11 protein-coding genes are annotated in these 17,211 nt (G+C 37.9%); 7 read left to right on the forward strand and 4 right to left on the reverse strand.

Translation table 11 applies throughout. The features are described 5' to 3' along the window. Position 1: 1 nt before the first annotated feature. A complete protein-coding gene (locus O1Q81_RS04875; RefSeq protein ID WP_386698516.1) occupies positions 2-4,807 on the forward strand; it encodes an exo-alpha-sialidase in 4,806 nt (1,601 codons plus the stop codon). 59 nt (positions 4,808-4,866) lie between these two features. Here O1Q81_RS04875 and O1Q81_RS04880 read toward each other — a convergent pair whose 3' ends face one another. Next, positions 4,867-6,885: a BCCT family transporter gene (locus tag O1Q81_RS04880; RefSeq protein WP_386698517.1), complete on the reverse strand. Its 2,019-nt coding sequence runs from the start codon at positions 6,883-6,885 to the stop codon at positions 4,867-4,869. A 349-nt stretch (positions 6,886-7,234) separates the two neighbouring features. On the opposite strand from O1Q81_RS04880, the gene O1Q81_RS04885 reads away from it, so the two are divergent. After that, entirely contained in the window at positions 7,235-7,393 is a 159-nt protein-coding gene (locus O1Q81_RS04885; RefSeq protein WP_386698518.1) for a DUF1328 domain-containing protein, read from the forward strand. Between the two features lie 236 nt (positions 7,394-7,629). Further along, complete coding sequence (typA, locus tag O1Q81_RS04890; RefSeq protein WP_386690019.1) at positions 7,630-9,480, forward strand: translational GTPase TypA; 1,851 nt, start codon at positions 7,630-7,632, stop codon at positions 9,478-9,480. Positions 9,481-9,517: 37 nt separating this feature from the next. Here typA and O1Q81_RS04895 read toward each other — a convergent pair whose 3' ends face one another. Next, a complete protein-coding gene (locus O1Q81_RS04895; protein ID WP_386690022.1) occupies positions 9,518-9,790 on the reverse strand; it encodes a HigA family addiction module antitoxin in 273 nt (90 codons plus the stop codon). Positions 9,791-9,801: 11 nt separating this feature from the next. Continuing rightward, positions 9,802-10,080 (reverse strand): type II toxin-antitoxin system RelE/ParE family toxin, encoded by a 279-nt coding sequence (locus tag O1Q81_RS04900; protein ID WP_386698520.1) that lies wholly within the window; start codon positions 10,078-10,080, stop codon positions 9,802-9,804. Positions 10,081-10,367: 287 nt separating this feature from the next. On the opposite strand from O1Q81_RS04900, the gene O1Q81_RS04905 reads away from it, so the two are divergent. From O1Q81_RS04905 to O1Q81_RS04920, 4 genes are all read left to right on the forward strand, one after another. After that, positions 10,368-11,396: an amino acid ABC transporter substrate-binding protein gene (locus tag O1Q81_RS04905; RefSeq protein WP_386698522.1), complete on the forward strand. Its 1,029-nt coding sequence runs from the start codon at positions 10,368-10,370 to the stop codon at positions 11,394-11,396. A 75-nt stretch (positions 11,397-11,471) separates the two neighbouring features. Continuing rightward, the gene (locus O1Q81_RS04910; protein ID WP_386698523.1) at positions 11,472-12,629 is read left to right on the forward strand and encodes an amino acid ABC transporter permease; all 1,158 of its coding nucleotides are present in this window, start codon (positions 11,472-11,474) and stop codon (positions 12,627-12,629) included. Between the two features lie 10 nt (positions 12,630-12,639). After that, the gene (locus O1Q81_RS04915; protein ID WP_386698525.1) at positions 12,640-13,764 is read left to right on the forward strand and encodes an amino acid ABC transporter permease; all 1,125 of its coding nucleotides are present in this window, start codon (positions 12,640-12,642) and stop codon (positions 13,762-13,764) included. Between the two features lie 37 nt (positions 13,765-13,801). Then, positions 13,802-14,527, forward strand: a complete 726-nt coding sequence (locus O1Q81_RS04920; protein ID WP_386696151.1) for an amino acid ABC transporter ATP-binding protein — start codon at positions 13,802-13,804, stop codon at positions 14,525-14,527. 146 nt (positions 14,528-14,673) lie between these two features. Here O1Q81_RS04920 and O1Q81_RS04925 read toward each other — a convergent pair whose 3' ends face one another. Beyond that, positions 14,674-17,013 (reverse strand): TonB-dependent hemoglobin/transferrin/lactoferrin family receptor, encoded by a 2,340-nt coding sequence (locus O1Q81_RS04925; RefSeq protein WP_386698527.1) that lies wholly within the window; start codon positions 17,011-17,013, stop codon positions 14,674-14,676. Between the last annotated feature and the right edge of the window lie 198 nt (positions 17,014-17,211).

Consider the following 17,211-nt stretch of genomic DNA (forward strand, 5'->3'; position numbering starts at 1 on the left):
TATGAAGAAGTTACTTAAAAAAACAGCATTATCATTATTGATTTCAGCAGCGATTAGTAGTTCGGCTTTGGCTGCGGAGGCAAGTAATGTTCCATCTATTTTTTCTTATACGGGCTACACACCTTATTCTTCAGCAATTGACGTGACAGAAACCTTTACTAATCAAAATGCCTTTTCTATGGATAGTGGCTCTTTAACTTTCCGTTTTAGTAATTCAGCCCCGTCAGGTGATGCTAGTTTATTAGGGATTTCCGACCCAACAAAACCGAATGTTTATGTTAACCTTTACATTAATCGTAATACGGATGGGGATTTGTTTGGTATTGAAGTTCGTAATAATAGCCAATTAGTCCCAGTTAAGGATGTAAAAACGAAAAGAGTTTCACAATCTGAGGGCGAATTTAGAACAGTTACCTATGTCTTTAATAAAGAAGGTGGTGAAATTGTTATTTATGTGGATGGTGAAAGAGCTTTAACTTGGAAAGGAGATGTTAAATTCCTAAGAGATGTTCCAGGATTATCAACTGCTTATGTAGGTAAGACAGCACGTTCATCAGGTAATCAATATGGTTTTAGTGGTGATGTGAGCTATGCGGGGGCGACTAACCAAGTATTAACAGATGCTCAAGTACAAGAACAATATCAAGCTCTTACACATAAAGAAGATGAAATTCATACTGAACGAGTTTATCAAGCGGAAAAATATACTGGTTTAGGAGCCTATAAAACTGAACGCGATCCTATTTTTAAAGGGGTACGAGTATCACAAGATGAAGATTCTGCTGATGCCTTTGGTTATCGTATCCCATCTCTATTAACCACCAAAGATGGCGTAGTGATTGCTGCTGCGGATAAACGTTATCAACACTGGAGTGATTGGGGAAATATTGATACCATTATTCACCGCAGTTTAGATGGTGGTAAAACTTGGCAACCAGCTCAAACAGTGATTGATTTGGTTAGTCAACCCTATGCTATAGATCCAAATTCAGCTCAAAATTCTGCTTTTTTAATTGACCCACTATTAGTACAAGATAAAAATACAGGACGTGTTTTTATGTTAGTGGATATGTTCCCTGAGTCAAGAGGATTTGGTGGTATTAATAATGTAGCAGGGGAAGGAAATGGCTATATCAATATTGGTGGAACGTATTATCAAAAATTGACTGATAAGGATGATAATTTATATACTATTCGTGAAAATGGAGTTGTTTATAATTCGTCAAATCAACCAACAGATTACCGTGTAATTGTAGATGGTAATCCTGAAAAACATTTTAAAGATTTGGGTGATCTTTACAAAGGTGAAGAACGCTTAGGTAATATTTATCTTTCAACCAATTATGAAAATAATGGTAGTGCCCCATTACAATCAGCTAAAACTATTTCTTTATGGTTAACACATAGTGATGATAACGGTGCTACTTGGTCTAGCCCTGTTAATATATCTAAACAAGTGAAAAAAGATTGGATGCGTTTCTTGGGGACAGGTCCTGGAACAGGTCTTCAATTAAAAGATGGCAGCTTAGTAATGCCAGTGTATTACACTAACGCAGATGGCAAACAATCTGCAGCCTTGATTATTAGTAAAGATGGTGGTATGACGTGGGATCTTGGTGAATCACCAAATGATGCGGTATATCGTTCAATTGGTGGTTCTCGTCATATTTCAAGTAAAGATCAGGAATTAACTGAATCACAAGTTATTCAATTAGATAACGGTGATTTAAAATTATTCTCTCGTAACTATAGTGGTAACGTTAAGATTTCTACCAGTAAAGATGGTGGTTATACTTGGGATCATACCATTGAAAGCGACCAAGTATTGTTAGATTCTTACTGTCAAATGTCAGTTATTAAATATTCTAAACGCATTGATGGTAAAGAATATGTTGTATTTGCTAATGCTCATTCAAGCAAACTATGGGATCGTACCAATGGTAAGGCTTGGTTGGGTGAAGTACAAGAAGATGGTTCCATCAAATGGAAATATAACACCAGTTTCTCGCCAGCGGAAGGTACAAAACAATATGCTTATAACAGCCTAACAGAATTGCCTGATGGCAGTATTGGTATCCTTTATGAAAGCCACGCAGGCTATGATATTCAATATGTGCGGTTCAATTTAGAAGATTTATTCTGGCAAGGAAATTATATCTATCGTGATTCAAGAGATGAAACTTATAAAAACGTGACGTTGACGAGTCCGAAAGATGAAGTCTTCTATAAAATCGGTGACGGTGAAATGATTAAAGTGGGTAAAGGTAAAGATTTATCCAGTTTGGAAGTAAGAGAAGGTATCGCTACTTTAAATCAACAAGCCGATGACAATGGGGCTAAACAAGCCTATGCCAACGTGACGGTTAAACCAAATGCCACGGTTCGCTTGGCAGATTCTGACCAAATCAATTTCAGCAATTTAACCTTAGAACAAGGGGCAAATCTTGATTTAAATGGTGCAGATCTTACGGTTAAAAACGGTGATGAGCGTACAGGCTTACGTGCGGAAACTATTAATGGCAATATTGTAAATAATAAAGCTAATAGTGAAGCTACCTTTAGTTATCAAGTCAATGGTAATCATATTTTTACTGGTGTGGTTGGTAATGGTGAAAATGGTAATGTTAGCCTTGTCTATGCACCAGAAGACAGTGCTTCAAACTTAACTTTGGCAAATAGTAGCTTCTTAAATATGCTTGATGTACAAGCAGGTTCTTTGATTTATGGTGAGGGTTCTTCTCATGTTGTTGAGAATGCCACACTTCATTCAAATTCAAATCTGATTTTACAGGATAATGTAGGTGCTAATATTAAACATATTACACTAGAGAATGCAGCAAATTTAATTGCTAATGTTACAGATAATAATGCGACACAATTATTTACTGATAGCATTACGGGTGAAGGTAATTTAATTAAACAAGGTACTGGTGCTTTATTTATTACTGGTAATATTAATCATACTGGAAAAACCGATATTCAAGAGGGGGCGGTTGAATTACAAGAGAATGCTCAATTAGGTGGCTCATTAACTTTAGCTAGTGGCACAAAATTTGGCGGTCAGGGTAGTGTTAAAGGCGATAGTACATGGTCTTTTGATAGTTCGATCTCTCCGAGTTTCAATTCTTCTCAATGGAATATCTTTCAACGTAGTGCAGAAGAAAATGCTTTTGCTGGAAAAACATTAACCTTTGGTAATGTGATCAATCAAGGGGCGGATGTTAATCTAATCGTAGATAATAAGGGAGATGATATAACTCAATGGAAGCATGATGCTTTAAATATTACAGGTGACTATCATACAGAAAATCCAACGCTAGTGAATTTATTAATGTTAGGTACAAATCAAGGTGTATCAGATAAAAATAACAATGGTCGTTATGATGCTGATGAGGGGTTATCCTTAATTAAAGTCTATGGTAATGTAGATCGTATAGATTCCTTTGCTTTGGGGGTAGCGGCGGATAAATTACAATCAGCTTATCAATTCGAATTAGTCAGCTTTGAAAAAGGCAGAGCAGGTAATTTCTATGACTATCAATTACATCGTAAATTAATCAAGAAAGATGGCACCGCAGTTAATAATGTAGTTTACGCACCATTGCCAGATCCATTGGAAAATAGTTTACCAAATGATTTGATTGTTACAGCTGTGCCAGATGAAGCACCAACGCTTGAATTGCCAAATGATTTAATCGTGACTGATGTGCCAGCAGATTCTCCAACCGTTGAATTGCCAAATGATTTGATTGTTACTGCGGTACCAGATGAAGCACCAACACTTGAATTACCAAATGATTTAGTTGTTTGGCAAGTCTTGGCTGAAGGTGTTGAGCCACCAACATTAACTATTGAAGAAGCACCAGCCAGTGTGTTGGCAGCCGCCGAAGCAGAGCAAAATGTACGGGCTCAATTAAGAGAGGAAATACCGTCTTATTTAGTGGCAAATACCGCCGTAATGCACCAAGGTACAACTGTGCGTGATATGTTTACGGATAATCTTTGGGCAAAACATCAAAAAGGTTTCTATGTTGAACAAAGACATACTCGTTCAGACTATAAAACCGATTTGGGCTTTGTAGATTATGGTTACGATTATGAATCTATCCAAAATACCACTTTATTTGGTAGCTATATGCCAGTGTCTGACAGTACGGAACTACACGCAGGGCTAGCATTTAGTAATCAAAAAGTGACACCAAAAGCAGTAGATGGTTATAGCTCAACTAAATATAAATCCACTTCATTATTGTTAGCCATGCACAATGAATGGGATAATGTGTTATTGAATAGTCACCTTGGTATTCATTGGCATGATGGTAAAGTATCTACCAATAGCCAAAAAAATATTGCCAAAATTAAAGGTGAACAATATCAAGTTGGTACTGAGTTAGGTTATAAATTCAAACTCGGTCAATTCTCAATAACACCTGTAGCTGGCTTAAGTTATCAATATTTTGATATGCTAGTCACGGATAAATCATCAGCACAACTTAAAGTCAATGCGGATCCGTTTAAAGTATTTAGTCAACATGTTGGTTCCTACTTCGGTTGGGAAAATGACTATGTTGATTTAAGTGTGGGGGCATTATATGAACACCATAACGAAAGCAGTAACCCAGTTGTGGTCAATGATGAGCGTTTTAATACGGGTAGTTTAGATAACGCCGTTGTTGCCAAAGCGAATGCAGATTTCAAACTTACCCCGAACTTTAAAATAGGTATTCAAGTAAATCATCGTCATTCAGTTTCCGATTCAAAAGTGAAACAAACTAATATCGGTGCAAAATTGGAATATCAATTCTAGTTAAAATTGTAACAAAGGCGGATAACTTTTTATCCGCCTTTATCTCAATATAACAGAGATTACTCCGCCATATTCTCCACATCCGCTGTCATTAAATCGTGGGTGTTATCCATGGCAAGATTCATAAAGCGTTCATATTGTTTTAATACGTCAGCGATAAGCTCTTCTTTTGTCATATATTGTACATCATAACCTTGACGACCATCTATGAAGTAAGTAATCGGTTCATAGATTTTGCTTTCATCAATATTTGGCACATTGTTATCATCTACCACTAAGTCCGATAATTCACGGGATTGACATTCAATGCCATATAAGAAATTACGCAGATTTTCTTTAATCACTTCAAATTCGATTTTCGGATTTTTGCCATCAACGAAATTGAGCTGTGCGGTTAAACCGTGGCTTTCAAATTCAGCCACCAATTCGCTAAAGGCTGGTCGAGCGACTTTGTTTAAGAAACGTCTAATGTCTTTTCGATCAGTCGGATTGACGATTTTTTCTAAACGTTCTTTCCAGTTTTTGCCTGTCCAGTTGGCACTGCCTTGGCTAAATTCTTTGTTAAAATATTGTGCATCAATCATCAAACCTTGCCAAAGCCCGATACATAATATCAACATGATCAACATAAAGGGTAAGGCGATAATTAATGTCATGGTTTGTAATGAGGCTAATCCACCAGAATATAAGAGAGATAAACCTAATACCGCTAATAATCCTCCCCAGTACACACTTTGCCATTTGGGTGCATTTGATTCGCCTTGAGAGGCAATATTATTTAGCACTAAAATACCTGAATCAGCTGAAGTGATAAAGAAAATTGAGATAATAATCAATGCGATAACTGAAGAAAATGTGGTAAATGGCAAATGTTCAAAGAAACCAAATAAAAGTTGTTCAGTATTACCGCTGATGGCGGCTAATTCTCCACCTGTTTGTTGATCTATCCAAATGGCTGAACCACCAAAGGTTGTCATCCAAAGAATGTTAAATAAAGATGGAATAAATAGTACGCCAAGAATAAATTCACGAATCGTACGACCTTTTGAGATTTTGGCGATAAATAAACCAACAAAAGGCGCCCAAGATGCCCACCATGCCCAGTAAAGTACGGTCCACCCACTTAACCAACCTTGTTGTTCAGGTTCATAAGCAAAGGTACGAAAACTGATTTCTAATAATGAGCTGAAATAGTAGCCTAGATTTTCGGTTAAACCTGAGAATAGTTGTAGGGTTGGTCCTGTGATAATGACAAAAAGAAGTAAGGTTCCAGCTAACAGAAGATTTGTTTCACTGAGTATTTTAACGCCTTTTCCCACACCTGATACAGCAGAAATAATCGCTAATGTCATTGCCACAACCACTAATATGGCAAGGGTGCCAAAGCTATTATTATCAAATACGCCAAGTGCTTTAAATCCAGCATTGACTTGCATTGCTCCATAGCCCAATGTAGTGGTTAAACCAAAAATGGTGCTACATAATGCTACGGTATCAATTAAATGCCCCCAAAAACCAGAGATACGATTTTTCAGTAATGGATAGAATCCTGAACGAATGGTTAATGGTAATTTATATCGAAAGCCAAAATAGGCGAGAGCTAATGCGATGACCGCATAAATTGCCCATGCGTGAATACCCCAATGGTAAAATGTAGTCACCATGGCTTCTTTGATTAAATCAGATTCGTTTAAATTTTGATGCACAGGATTAAGATAATGCAAGATAGGTTCTGCTACCCCGAAGTACATTAATCCGATCCCCATTCCTGCCGCAAATAACATAGCTATCCACGACATAAAAGGATATTCTGGTTCATCGCTGTCTGCCCCTAGGCGAATATCACCTAATCGGCTGACGCATAAAAAGATTAAGAACAGAAAGAAAATAGAGCCAGCTAAAATATAAAACCAACTAAAATTAGCAAAAAATATTTGTTTAATGGTATCTAGCCTTGAGCTAGTCTGTTCTGGTAAAAAAGCACAGAAAATCACAACTAACACCACTAATATAGTGGTTGGGATAAAAATAGGGGCTTTTAGTGTACTATCGGCACGCATTCGTTGTAAAACGTTCAAAACTAGTCCTCCTAAAAAATTTAACGAAAAAACACCGCACTTTTTAGTATTTAACTAAAAAGAAAGATGATAAATGAAATAAAAAAAGTTTAATTTACGATACCCTATAAGACAGGGGATTTGGGATATTAAAGAGGAGAGAAACCCTTTAACAAGATAGGCGTGTAATGCCCTGAACAGGTTTATTATAATGAAAAGTTTGTAAAAATTCAAGTTTAAGTATTTTTGATTATAAAAATATGGCAGAAGGTTTTTATTTATCATTTATTTATGCTAAGGTGATAATACTTTCTGTTTTTGAAAGTATCGTATGAATAGCCTTAAATTAGAACATTATAGGAGAATATTTATGTTACATTATTCAATTATATTTTTTATTATTGCAATCATTGCTGGTGTATTAGGTTTTGGCGGTATCGCTGGAAGTGCGGTGGGAATTGCTAAATTTTTATTTGGTGCATTTATTTTGTTATCTATTCTATCTTTTATTTTTGGACGTAAGCGTTAACTGAAATTTTAGTTAATGATATAAGAGCTAGATTCTGCCATATTTAGTTGGATTATTTGATAGCTCATTGCCTAAAAAAGTTGTATAATTTGCGACCTTTCGCCGAGTTGACTAAGCCGAGTTGACTAAAAAGTGCGGTGGAGAAAATTCCGTAGGAATTTTCAACAGGGGCAAAGTCCCGAACAATCCTACCAAGGATTGTGAGTAAAATTTTAAAACAAATAGAAGACAATTTAATGGCAGATTTAGATATTAATAAATTGCGTAACATCGCAATTATTGCACACGTTGACCATGGTAAAACCACCTTAGTTGACAAACTTTTACAACAATCAGGCACCTTAGAAAGTTCTCGCAGCGGTGATGGCGATGAACGAGTAATGGATAGCAACGATCTGGAAAAAGAACGTGGCATTACCATTTTAGCCAAAAATACCGCAATTAACTGGAATGATTATCGCATTAACATCGTAGATACCCCAGGACACGCCGACTTCGGAGGCGAAGTAGAGCGAGTGCTTTCTATGGTGGACTCTGTATTATTAGTGGTGGACGCTTTTGATGGTCCGATGCCACAAACCCGTTTCGTGACACAAAAAGCCTTTGCTCACGGGTTAAAACCGATTGTGGTGATTAACAAAGTTGACCGTCCAGGGGCTAGACCTGACTGGGTGGTGGATCAAGTATTTGATTTATTTGTGAACCTAGGGGCAACGGACGAACAATTAGATTTTCCAATTATTTACGCATCGGCATTAATGGGTGTAGCAGGCTTAGAACACGAAGAGTTGGCTCCTGATATGACCCCATTATTTGAAGCTATCGTAGAACACGTAGCTCCGCCATCTGTACATCTTGATGCACCGTTCCAAATGCAAATTTCCCAATTAGACTATAACAGCTATGTGGGGGTTATCGGTATCGGTCGTATTAAACGTGGTTCGGTGAAACCAAACCAAGCGGTGACTGTGATTAATAGCGAAGGTCGTACTCGCCAAGGGCGTGTGGGTCAGGTATTAGGGCATTTAGGCTTACAACGTTATGAAGAAGATCAAGCCTTTGCTGGCGACATCGTGGCGATTACAGGCTTAGGTGAATTGAATATCTCAGACACCATTTGCGATATTAATGCAGTAGAAGCCTTGCCTGCATTGAGTGTTGACGAGCCAACCGTCACCATGTTCTTCTGTGTAAACACTTCTCCGTTCTGTGGTAAAGAGGGCAAATATGTGACTTCTCGCCAAATTTTGGAACGCTTAAATAAAGAGTTGGTGCATAACGTGGCATTGCGTGTGGAAGAAACCCCTAACCCAGATGAATTCCGTGTTTCTGGTCGTGGCGAATTGCATTTGTCGGTGTTAATCGAAAATATGCGTCGTGAGGGCTATGAATTAGCGGTATCTCGTCCAAAAGTTATTTATCGTACTATTGACGGCAAAAAACAAGAGCCATTTGAGCAAGTGACCATTGATATTGAAGAACAACATCAAGGTTCTGTGATGGAAGCATTGGGTATTCGCAAAGGCGAAGTAAAAGATATGCAACCTGACGGCAAAGGACGCACTCGTTTAGAATATGTGATCCCAAGCCGTGGTTTAATCGGTTTCCGTAACGAATTTATGACCATGACATCAGGTACAGGCTTGCTTTATTCCACATTTAGCCATTATGACGATATTAAACCAGGTGAAATCGGGCAACGTAAAAACGGCGTATTGATTTCTAACGCTACAGGTAAAGCCTTGGGTTATGCCTTATTCGGCTTGCAAGAGCGTGGTAAATTAATGATCGATCACGGTGTGGAAGTGTATGAGGGGCAAATTATCGGTATTCATAGCCGTTCAAATGATTTAACCGTGAACTGTTTGCAAGGTAAAAAACTCACCAATATGCGAGCCTCAGGTAAAGACGATGCTATTGTATTAACTACACCAGTGAAGTTTACCCTTGAACAAGCTATTGAATTTATTGATGATGATGAATTAGTGGAAGTCACCCCAACATCAATTCGTATTCGTAAGAAATTACTCACGGAAAATGATCGTAAACGGGCGAATCGTACTACGGTGAGTACGAGTATTCATTAATAACATTGCCCACTTAATCAGTGGGCAATATTTTTTACTAAGCAAATAAGGGTGAAAATTCATATTGCTGTTTTTGTTCCAGTTGCCAAAGGTCATAATCAGCTTGCATACCTAACCAAACTTTTGCACTAGTATCAAAAACTTTACTCAATCGAAGAGCCATTTCTGCTGTAATGCTCGCTTTACCATTGATAATACGAGAAAGTGCGGTGCGAGTAACCCCTAATTTTTTAGCAAGATCAGTCACTGTGCTATCACCCATAAATTCTTTAATCAGTTCTCCAGGGTGTGGGGGATTGTACATACGCATAGTTATACTCCTTAATGAGAATCTTGGTAATCTACAATTTCAGCATGACCATATTCAAATTTAAAGGTTAAACGCCAGTTTGCACTGACTTTAACTGACCAATGCCCTTCAAGATTGCCTTGTAGTGGGTGTAAATTCCAACTTGGTACATTCATATCCCTAATCTCTGTTGCGTTGTTTAAATAGGTTAATATCTGAGATAGCTTTTTAGCATGGGAAAATTGAATACCAGCGGTTGAGCCAGTAGTAAAGAATTTTTCTAATCCTTTATGTTTGAATGAAAGAATCATAAAAAACCGCCTCTGTGTAGTCTTACTATACACTTTTTCTTATTTAATGTAAATCTTTGATATTTAATCTATATAATAGCTAAAAATATAGCAATTTTTCACCGCAGTTTTTGGAATCATGATCACAAAACTAAGAGAGTTGGAACGGCTAGTTGGTGGGAAAAAATACATCATCTTCCCTTATAACTAAATCTTATTTAATATAACCTAATTTTATTTGCTTATATAAGATTTTTTCATTACAGTTGTGAGTCTATTGATTATAATCCCCTTTTTTGGAGAACTTTATGAAAAAATTAAATTTATTGGCTACAACCGTTATTGCAATACTTAGCAGCAGTGCCTTTAGTGCCAATGCACAAACTTCTACCCTTGATACCGTAAAACAACGTGGTCACGTAATTTGTGGTACCACCACGGGTTTTGCTGGTTTTTCTGCACCTGATGATAAAGGTGAATGGAAAGGTTTAGATGTAGATTTGTGTAAATCTGTGGCGACTGCTGTGTTTGGTGATGCCACTAAATTTAAAACTGTGCCATTAAATTCTCAGCAACGTTTCACCGCACTTCAATCAGGGGAAATTGATGTATTAACCCGTAATACCACAGTAACACAACAACGTGATACCGCACTTGGTTTACAATCTCCGGGGGTAAATTTTTATGATGGACAAGGTTTTTTAGTGAAAAAATCCCTTGGCGTGAAAAGTGCTAAAGAGTTAGATGGGGCGACTATTTGTTTACAAACAGGAACCTCTAATGAAAACACACTGGCAGATTGGGCGAGAGCAAATAATATTAAATATACCCCAGTAGTATTCGATCAATTTAATGAAGTGGTCAATGCCTTTGCTTCTGGTCGTTGTGATGTGTATTCCACTGATGCGTCTGGTTTAGCCTCAATTCGTATCTCACGTTTATCTAATCCTGATGATTATGTGGTGTTACCTGATTTAATTTCTAAAGAGCCATTAGCACCTTTCGTGCGTCAAGGTGATTCACAATGGTTTAATATTGTGAAATGGACGTTGCAAGCACAGTTCAACGCCGAAGAATTGGGTTTGACCAGTGCCAATGTGGATGAAAAATTAAAAAGTGAAAATCCAAATATTCAACGTTTGTTAGGCGTAACTGAGGGAACAGGTAAAAACCTTGGTTTAGACGATAAATGGGCGTATAACATTATTAAACAAGTAGGCAACTATGGCGAAAGTTTTGACCGTAATGTGGGGAAAGACAGTCCGTTAAATATTCCTCGTGGGTTAAATAATTTATGGACACACGGTGGTTTACACTACGGTTTGCCGATTCGTTAATATTTAACTACTTGATATTACTATAACAATTATTTATAAAATAGAGGGGCGTAATTATTACGCCCTCGTTACATAATGAAAAAACTACAATTTTCTTTAAATGACGCAAATACGCGAGCTTGGTTATACCAAATCGTGATATTGTCTGTCGTTGTTTTTTTTGTTTGGTATTTAGTAGATAATACCTTGCATAATTTAGCTGCTCGCAATATTCAAACAGGCTTTGCTTTTTTAGATAAAGAAGCAGGTTTTGCGATTGGTGAATCTTTCATTGAATACAACCTTACCGATACTTATTGGCAGGCGATTAAAGTCGGGATTTTTAATACCTTATTGGTGTCTTTCATCGGGGTGTTGTTAGCTACGTTACTAGGTACGGTTATTGGCATCGCAAGACTTTCTAGCAACTGGTTAGTGAATAAACTGGCATCGGTTTATGTGGAAGTGATGCGAAATATTCCGTTACTGATTCATTTATTCTTTTGGTATTCCTTACTCACAGAAAATCTGCCCAGCCCTCGTCAAGCGTTAAATCCGATTGACGGGGTGTTTTTGTCTAATCGTGGGATTAAAATTCCAGCATTAGTGGGGGACTCACTCCCTTGGCTCGGTGTGGCGTTCATTTTAGCTATCCTTGCCACGATTTTTTTAGCCTATTGGGCGAAAAATAAACAGAATAAAACAGGGCAAACGACCCCTGTGTTTTATATCAGCCTTGGCTTTTTTGTCCTTTTCCCTGTATTAGCGGTGTTGTTTTCGGGCTGTCAACTTGATGTGGTAAAACCTGAACTGAAAGGATTTAATTTTGTTAATGGCTGGCATTTTAGTCCTGAATTAGCAGCATTATTATTGGGTTTAGTATTATATACAGCGGCATTTGTAGCAGAAATTGTACGTTCAGGTATTCAAAGTATCGGTACAGGGCAGTGGGAAGCTGGCGAGTCGCTTGGTTTATCTCGTTTTAAAACCTTACGCCTGATTATTATGCCACAAGCAGTGCGAGTGATGATTCCTGCCATGAGTAATACATTTATGAATCTCACCAAAAACAGCTCGTTAGCCGTTGCGATTGGGTATCCTGATATTGTGTCGATTGTCAACACCATGCTGACTCAAACGGGGCAAGCCATTGAAGCGGTGATGATTATTATGCTGGCATACTTTACGATTAGTATCAGTATCGCTATTTTTATGGCTTGGTATAACAAGCGTATGGCGTTGGTGGAAAGGTAGGGGAGTAACCATGGTAAATTTAACCGAAAAAAACACCGCACTTTCTTCATTGCAACGCCTAGAAGAATGTTCACGTCCACCCAAGCAAACGGGCGTTTGGCTGTGGTTAAAGAATAATTTATTTGCTACCCCTGCACACGGATTGGCAACTATTTTGGTACTCTGGTTTTTACTCTTTTCTATTCCTGCGGTAGTCGAATGGGGCTTATTGCAAGCTAATTTTACCGCAAACAGTGGACAAGAATGTCATGCTTCAGCAGGTGCCTGTTGGTCATTTGTGCATCATAAATACCGCATGATTTTGTTTGGGATTTATCCCTTTGATCAACAATGGCGACCGTTTTTAGTTTGCATTTTGCTAATCGCCTTAATTATTTTGAGTGCTATTCCTCGCTTTTGGAAAAAATCTCTCGTGAGCATTTGGTTGGTGGTGTTGGCGATCTGTGGCGTGTTAATGCACGGTGGTATTTTGGGTTTAACGGAAATTGAAACCGCACGTTGGGGCGGTTTGCCCGTCACGTTGATTTTGGCAATTTTCGGGATTTTGTTTGCTACCCCGTTAGGTATTTTATTGGCGTTAGGTCGCCGTTCAGACATGCCAATTATTCGTTCATTATCCATTACTTATATCGAATTGGTGCGTGGTGTGCCGTTCGTTAGCTTGTTATTTATGGCATCGGTGATGGTGCCGTTGTTCTTTGCTGACGGTTTTTCCTTGGATAAATTACTGCGAGCACAAATCGCAGTGATTGTGTATGTGTCCGCTTATATTGCCGAAGTGGTACGAGGTGGTTTGCAATCTATCCCGAAAGGGCAATTTGAGGGGGCGGCATCTTTAGGCTTGAGTTATTGGCAAAGTATGCGACTTATTATTTTACCGCAAGCCTTAAAAGTGGTCATTCCGCCGTTGGTGAGCATTTTTATCTCGATTTTTAAAGATACCTCTTTAGTGGTGATTATCGGGATTTATGATTTAACACTATCGGCAAAAGTCGCACTTGCCGATCCGTTATGGCAAGGGTTTAGCGTGGAAGCCTATATATTTCTTGCGTTTATTTATTTTATTTTTTGTTATGCCATGTCCCGTTACTCACGTTATATTGAGCAACGTTTAGACTTGGCAAGACAGCACTAATTAAAGCAACATAAGGAGCGAATTTGTGTCTAAAGTCATGGTGCAATTAAGCAATGTGAATAAGTGGTATGGCGATTTTCACGTTCTCAAAGCGGTAAATTTAACCGTCAACGAGGGTGAAAAAATTGTCATTGCGGGTCCGTCAGGATCGGGGAAATCAACTTTAATTCGTTGTATTAATGGGTTAGAACATCATCAAAGTGGCGAGTTAATTGTCAATGGGGTGTTGTTAAATAATAATCTGAAGCACCTAGAAGAAATTCGCCGTAATGTCGGCATGGTATTCCAACATTTTAATTTATTCCCGCATTTGACCGTGTTAGAAAATTTGACGCTCGGGCAAATTTGGGTATTAAAAAAGAGCAAGCAAGAAGCCATTGATGTTGCCTTAAAATATTTAGAACGGGTAAAAATTGCTGATCAGGCTTATAAATATCCAGGGCAATTGTCTGGCGGTCAACAGCAACGGGTAGCGATTGCAAGATCTCTTTGTATGTCACCTAAAGTCATGTTATTTGATGAACCGACTTCCGCACTCGATCCTGAAATGGTCAAAGAAGTGTTAGATGTTATGGTGGAGCTTGCCGAGCAAGAACGTATTACCATGCTTTGTGTTACTCATGAAATGGGCTTTGCTCAACGTGTGGCAGATTCGGTGGTGTTTATGGATCAAGGCATGATTATTGAACAAACTGCCCCAGATGAATTTTTTCGCCAGCCAAAAACGGAAAGAGGGCAGCAGTTCTTGGCACAGATTTTGTAGTTTTTTTGGGAAAGTGCGGTGAAAATATTTTAACCCTGCACTTGCGTACAGGGCTAGATTAGTAACGATGCTCCGCATCTTGAAACAAGTCAGCCACAGGGTGGCGTAACTATGCTTAACCCCGTATGCAAGTACGGGGTTAATGGCTAAAACCGAATTTCCACCGATGCACTGTAATTACGACCTGGAGCGTAGAAGCGTTCAAGACCTAATCCATCTCTATCCACACTATTGGTTGTGCTATGGGCATTGATACCACGTAAGGCGTCCCAAGTGTGATATTTTCGGTTAAATAGATTATATACGCCAGCTCGTAATGTAATATCATTCATGATTTTGTAATATCCATATAAATCAAAGATATAGGCTGATTTGTTACGGTATTTATAGGTTTCAACGGATTGATATAATTCTTCTTTTGTACAGATATCTTGATCATACCAAGCATCATATTCCCATAGCACGCATCTTGATTTATTCTCAAAGGTTTTTGCATCTTTGGCTTTTTTAGCACCTAAATAAGTTAAACGGCTGAAGATACCCCATTTCCCTGCTGGATCTTCATAATCTAAGCCAATAACTGCTTTGATAGGCTGAATAGAGAGTAGGCTTGCTTCATTCGATAATTTACCTTTGCTATAGCCTAAGGCACCATAAAATTTAAAGCCTTCAGGTAATGGCGTAACTTTATCTAAATTGAGCTGACCTTTGACTTCAACACCATTAATTTTCGCACGATCAATATTGACCATTTGTTGCACTTGCGTTTGATAGGTGCGACCGTATTGTGTTTGTTCGATAATACTTTCTTGTTCAAATAAGAAATTGCGGTATCGAGTTTGATATACACTCAAATCAAATGTGCCAATATCATTTTGAGCCTGAGTGAATAAAGTATGGCTTACACTACGTTCAGATTTTAATCCAGGATTGGATTTCCAAGTCCCATAAGGGTTTTCAAAGCTGAAATATAATTCTGTGGCAGTTGGAATACGATATCCTGTACTTAATTGATAACCGACTTTCCAAGTATCATTCACTTGAGCATTTAATCCTAGGAAACCGTTCCAATTCGCAAAGCTACTTTGGCTTGGTTCACCCTCGGCTAAACAGGCTTTACTACATTGAGCGTTAAGAGATTTTGGCGTTAAACGTGCATAATCATAGCTTGCACCAATATTCACGGAGAAAATCGGTCGCCAAGTTTTAAAATCAGGTCGCCAAACGATATCATCTTTTAGGGCAATACTATATTGTTTCGTTTTCACAGGACGTTGAATGGTATACCATTCATCTAACCCATAAATATTGGTATCATGGTTAATATTTTTAAACTCACGTTCGCTGATATAAGTATTTAACGCTAACGTATGTTCACCAAAACCAGATGAAAGTGGTAAACTTTCCAATCTAATATTAGCCCGTTTAAAATCAGTTTTCATTCTACGGTCAAAGGTTTCGCTTATTTTTTTCGCATTGGTTAAATAATCTCGATTGCCTTTATAATTTAAGGCAGATAAGTCAGTTTTTTGATAGTCTAAATCTAATTTTGCATAGGCTAAATAATTTGATGCAGGCGTATAAACATATTGAGCATTAATATTGATACGTTTATTTTCATCATTTGCTTCACGCCATTGGCTGCCATATAAAGTATAGCTACGTTCATCAGTATAGCGATCACCTTGTTGACCATTGACAGAAAGCCCAAGACGGTGATGATCGTTGATTTGATACCCTAATTTTGCTAGATAACTATGAAAACGATGGGTTGACGGATCTGGGTGCTGACTACTTGAATAATTCGTTTCAGGACCATCGCCATTACTTTTCATTTCGTGACCTGTGCGTTGGGAATAAAGTAACATGGCATCTAATTTTTCGCCGACATAACCCACACCCAAGGTTCTCACCCATTCACGATTTTTACTGGCATAACCTGTACGTAATAACGCACCAAAATGCTGATCGGGTTTAACAATATCTAATGCTTCTAGGGTATGATAATTAACTGAACCACCTAAAGCACCACTGCCTGAATTAAAGGAATCAGATCCCCGCACAATATCAATATCTTTTACTAATTCAGAATCAATACTTAAACGAGATGGATTGAAATTACCATAACGAGCATATAAACTATTTTCTTCGCTATCAGGTAAATTTACACCATCAATGCTAATTCCTACACGATTACCTTCCACGCCACGAATGGCAAAGCCTTTTAAATGACGACCATTATCAGCCACCCCCACATCCGTAGTATAACGCACTAAATCACGCGTATCTCTGATTAATTCTCGCTGAATAGTTTGGTGTGTTTTCTTGATGACAGCAGGTTTTTGATCTTGTTCACTTTCTGTTGTTACAGAAATTTTATCTAACGTTTCCGTTTGACTAGATTCTTCACTAAAGCTAGGTTGGCTATAGCCTAACACGGCTAAAGTAATTAATGAGAATGAAAAAACAGGATTTTTCCTAAACATAGCGTATCTCCCTACATGATCCAAAGATTATTTTTAGTTAAAAGAAGAAAATTTCCAATGTGGATAATTATAATGAAAATGTATTTCACAAGCAAATGAGAATTATTGTTATTTGCTATAAAAATAACCTATTCAGCCAAAATTAAAAGGACTGCGTTTAGAACTCAGTCCTTAAATTAATCTAACTTTTGAGGGTCA

The sequence above is a fragment of the Lonepinella sp. MS14436 genome, assembly GCF_042470565.1.
GTDB lineage: Bacteria > Pseudomonadota > Gammaproteobacteria > Enterobacterales > Pasteurellaceae > Lonepinella.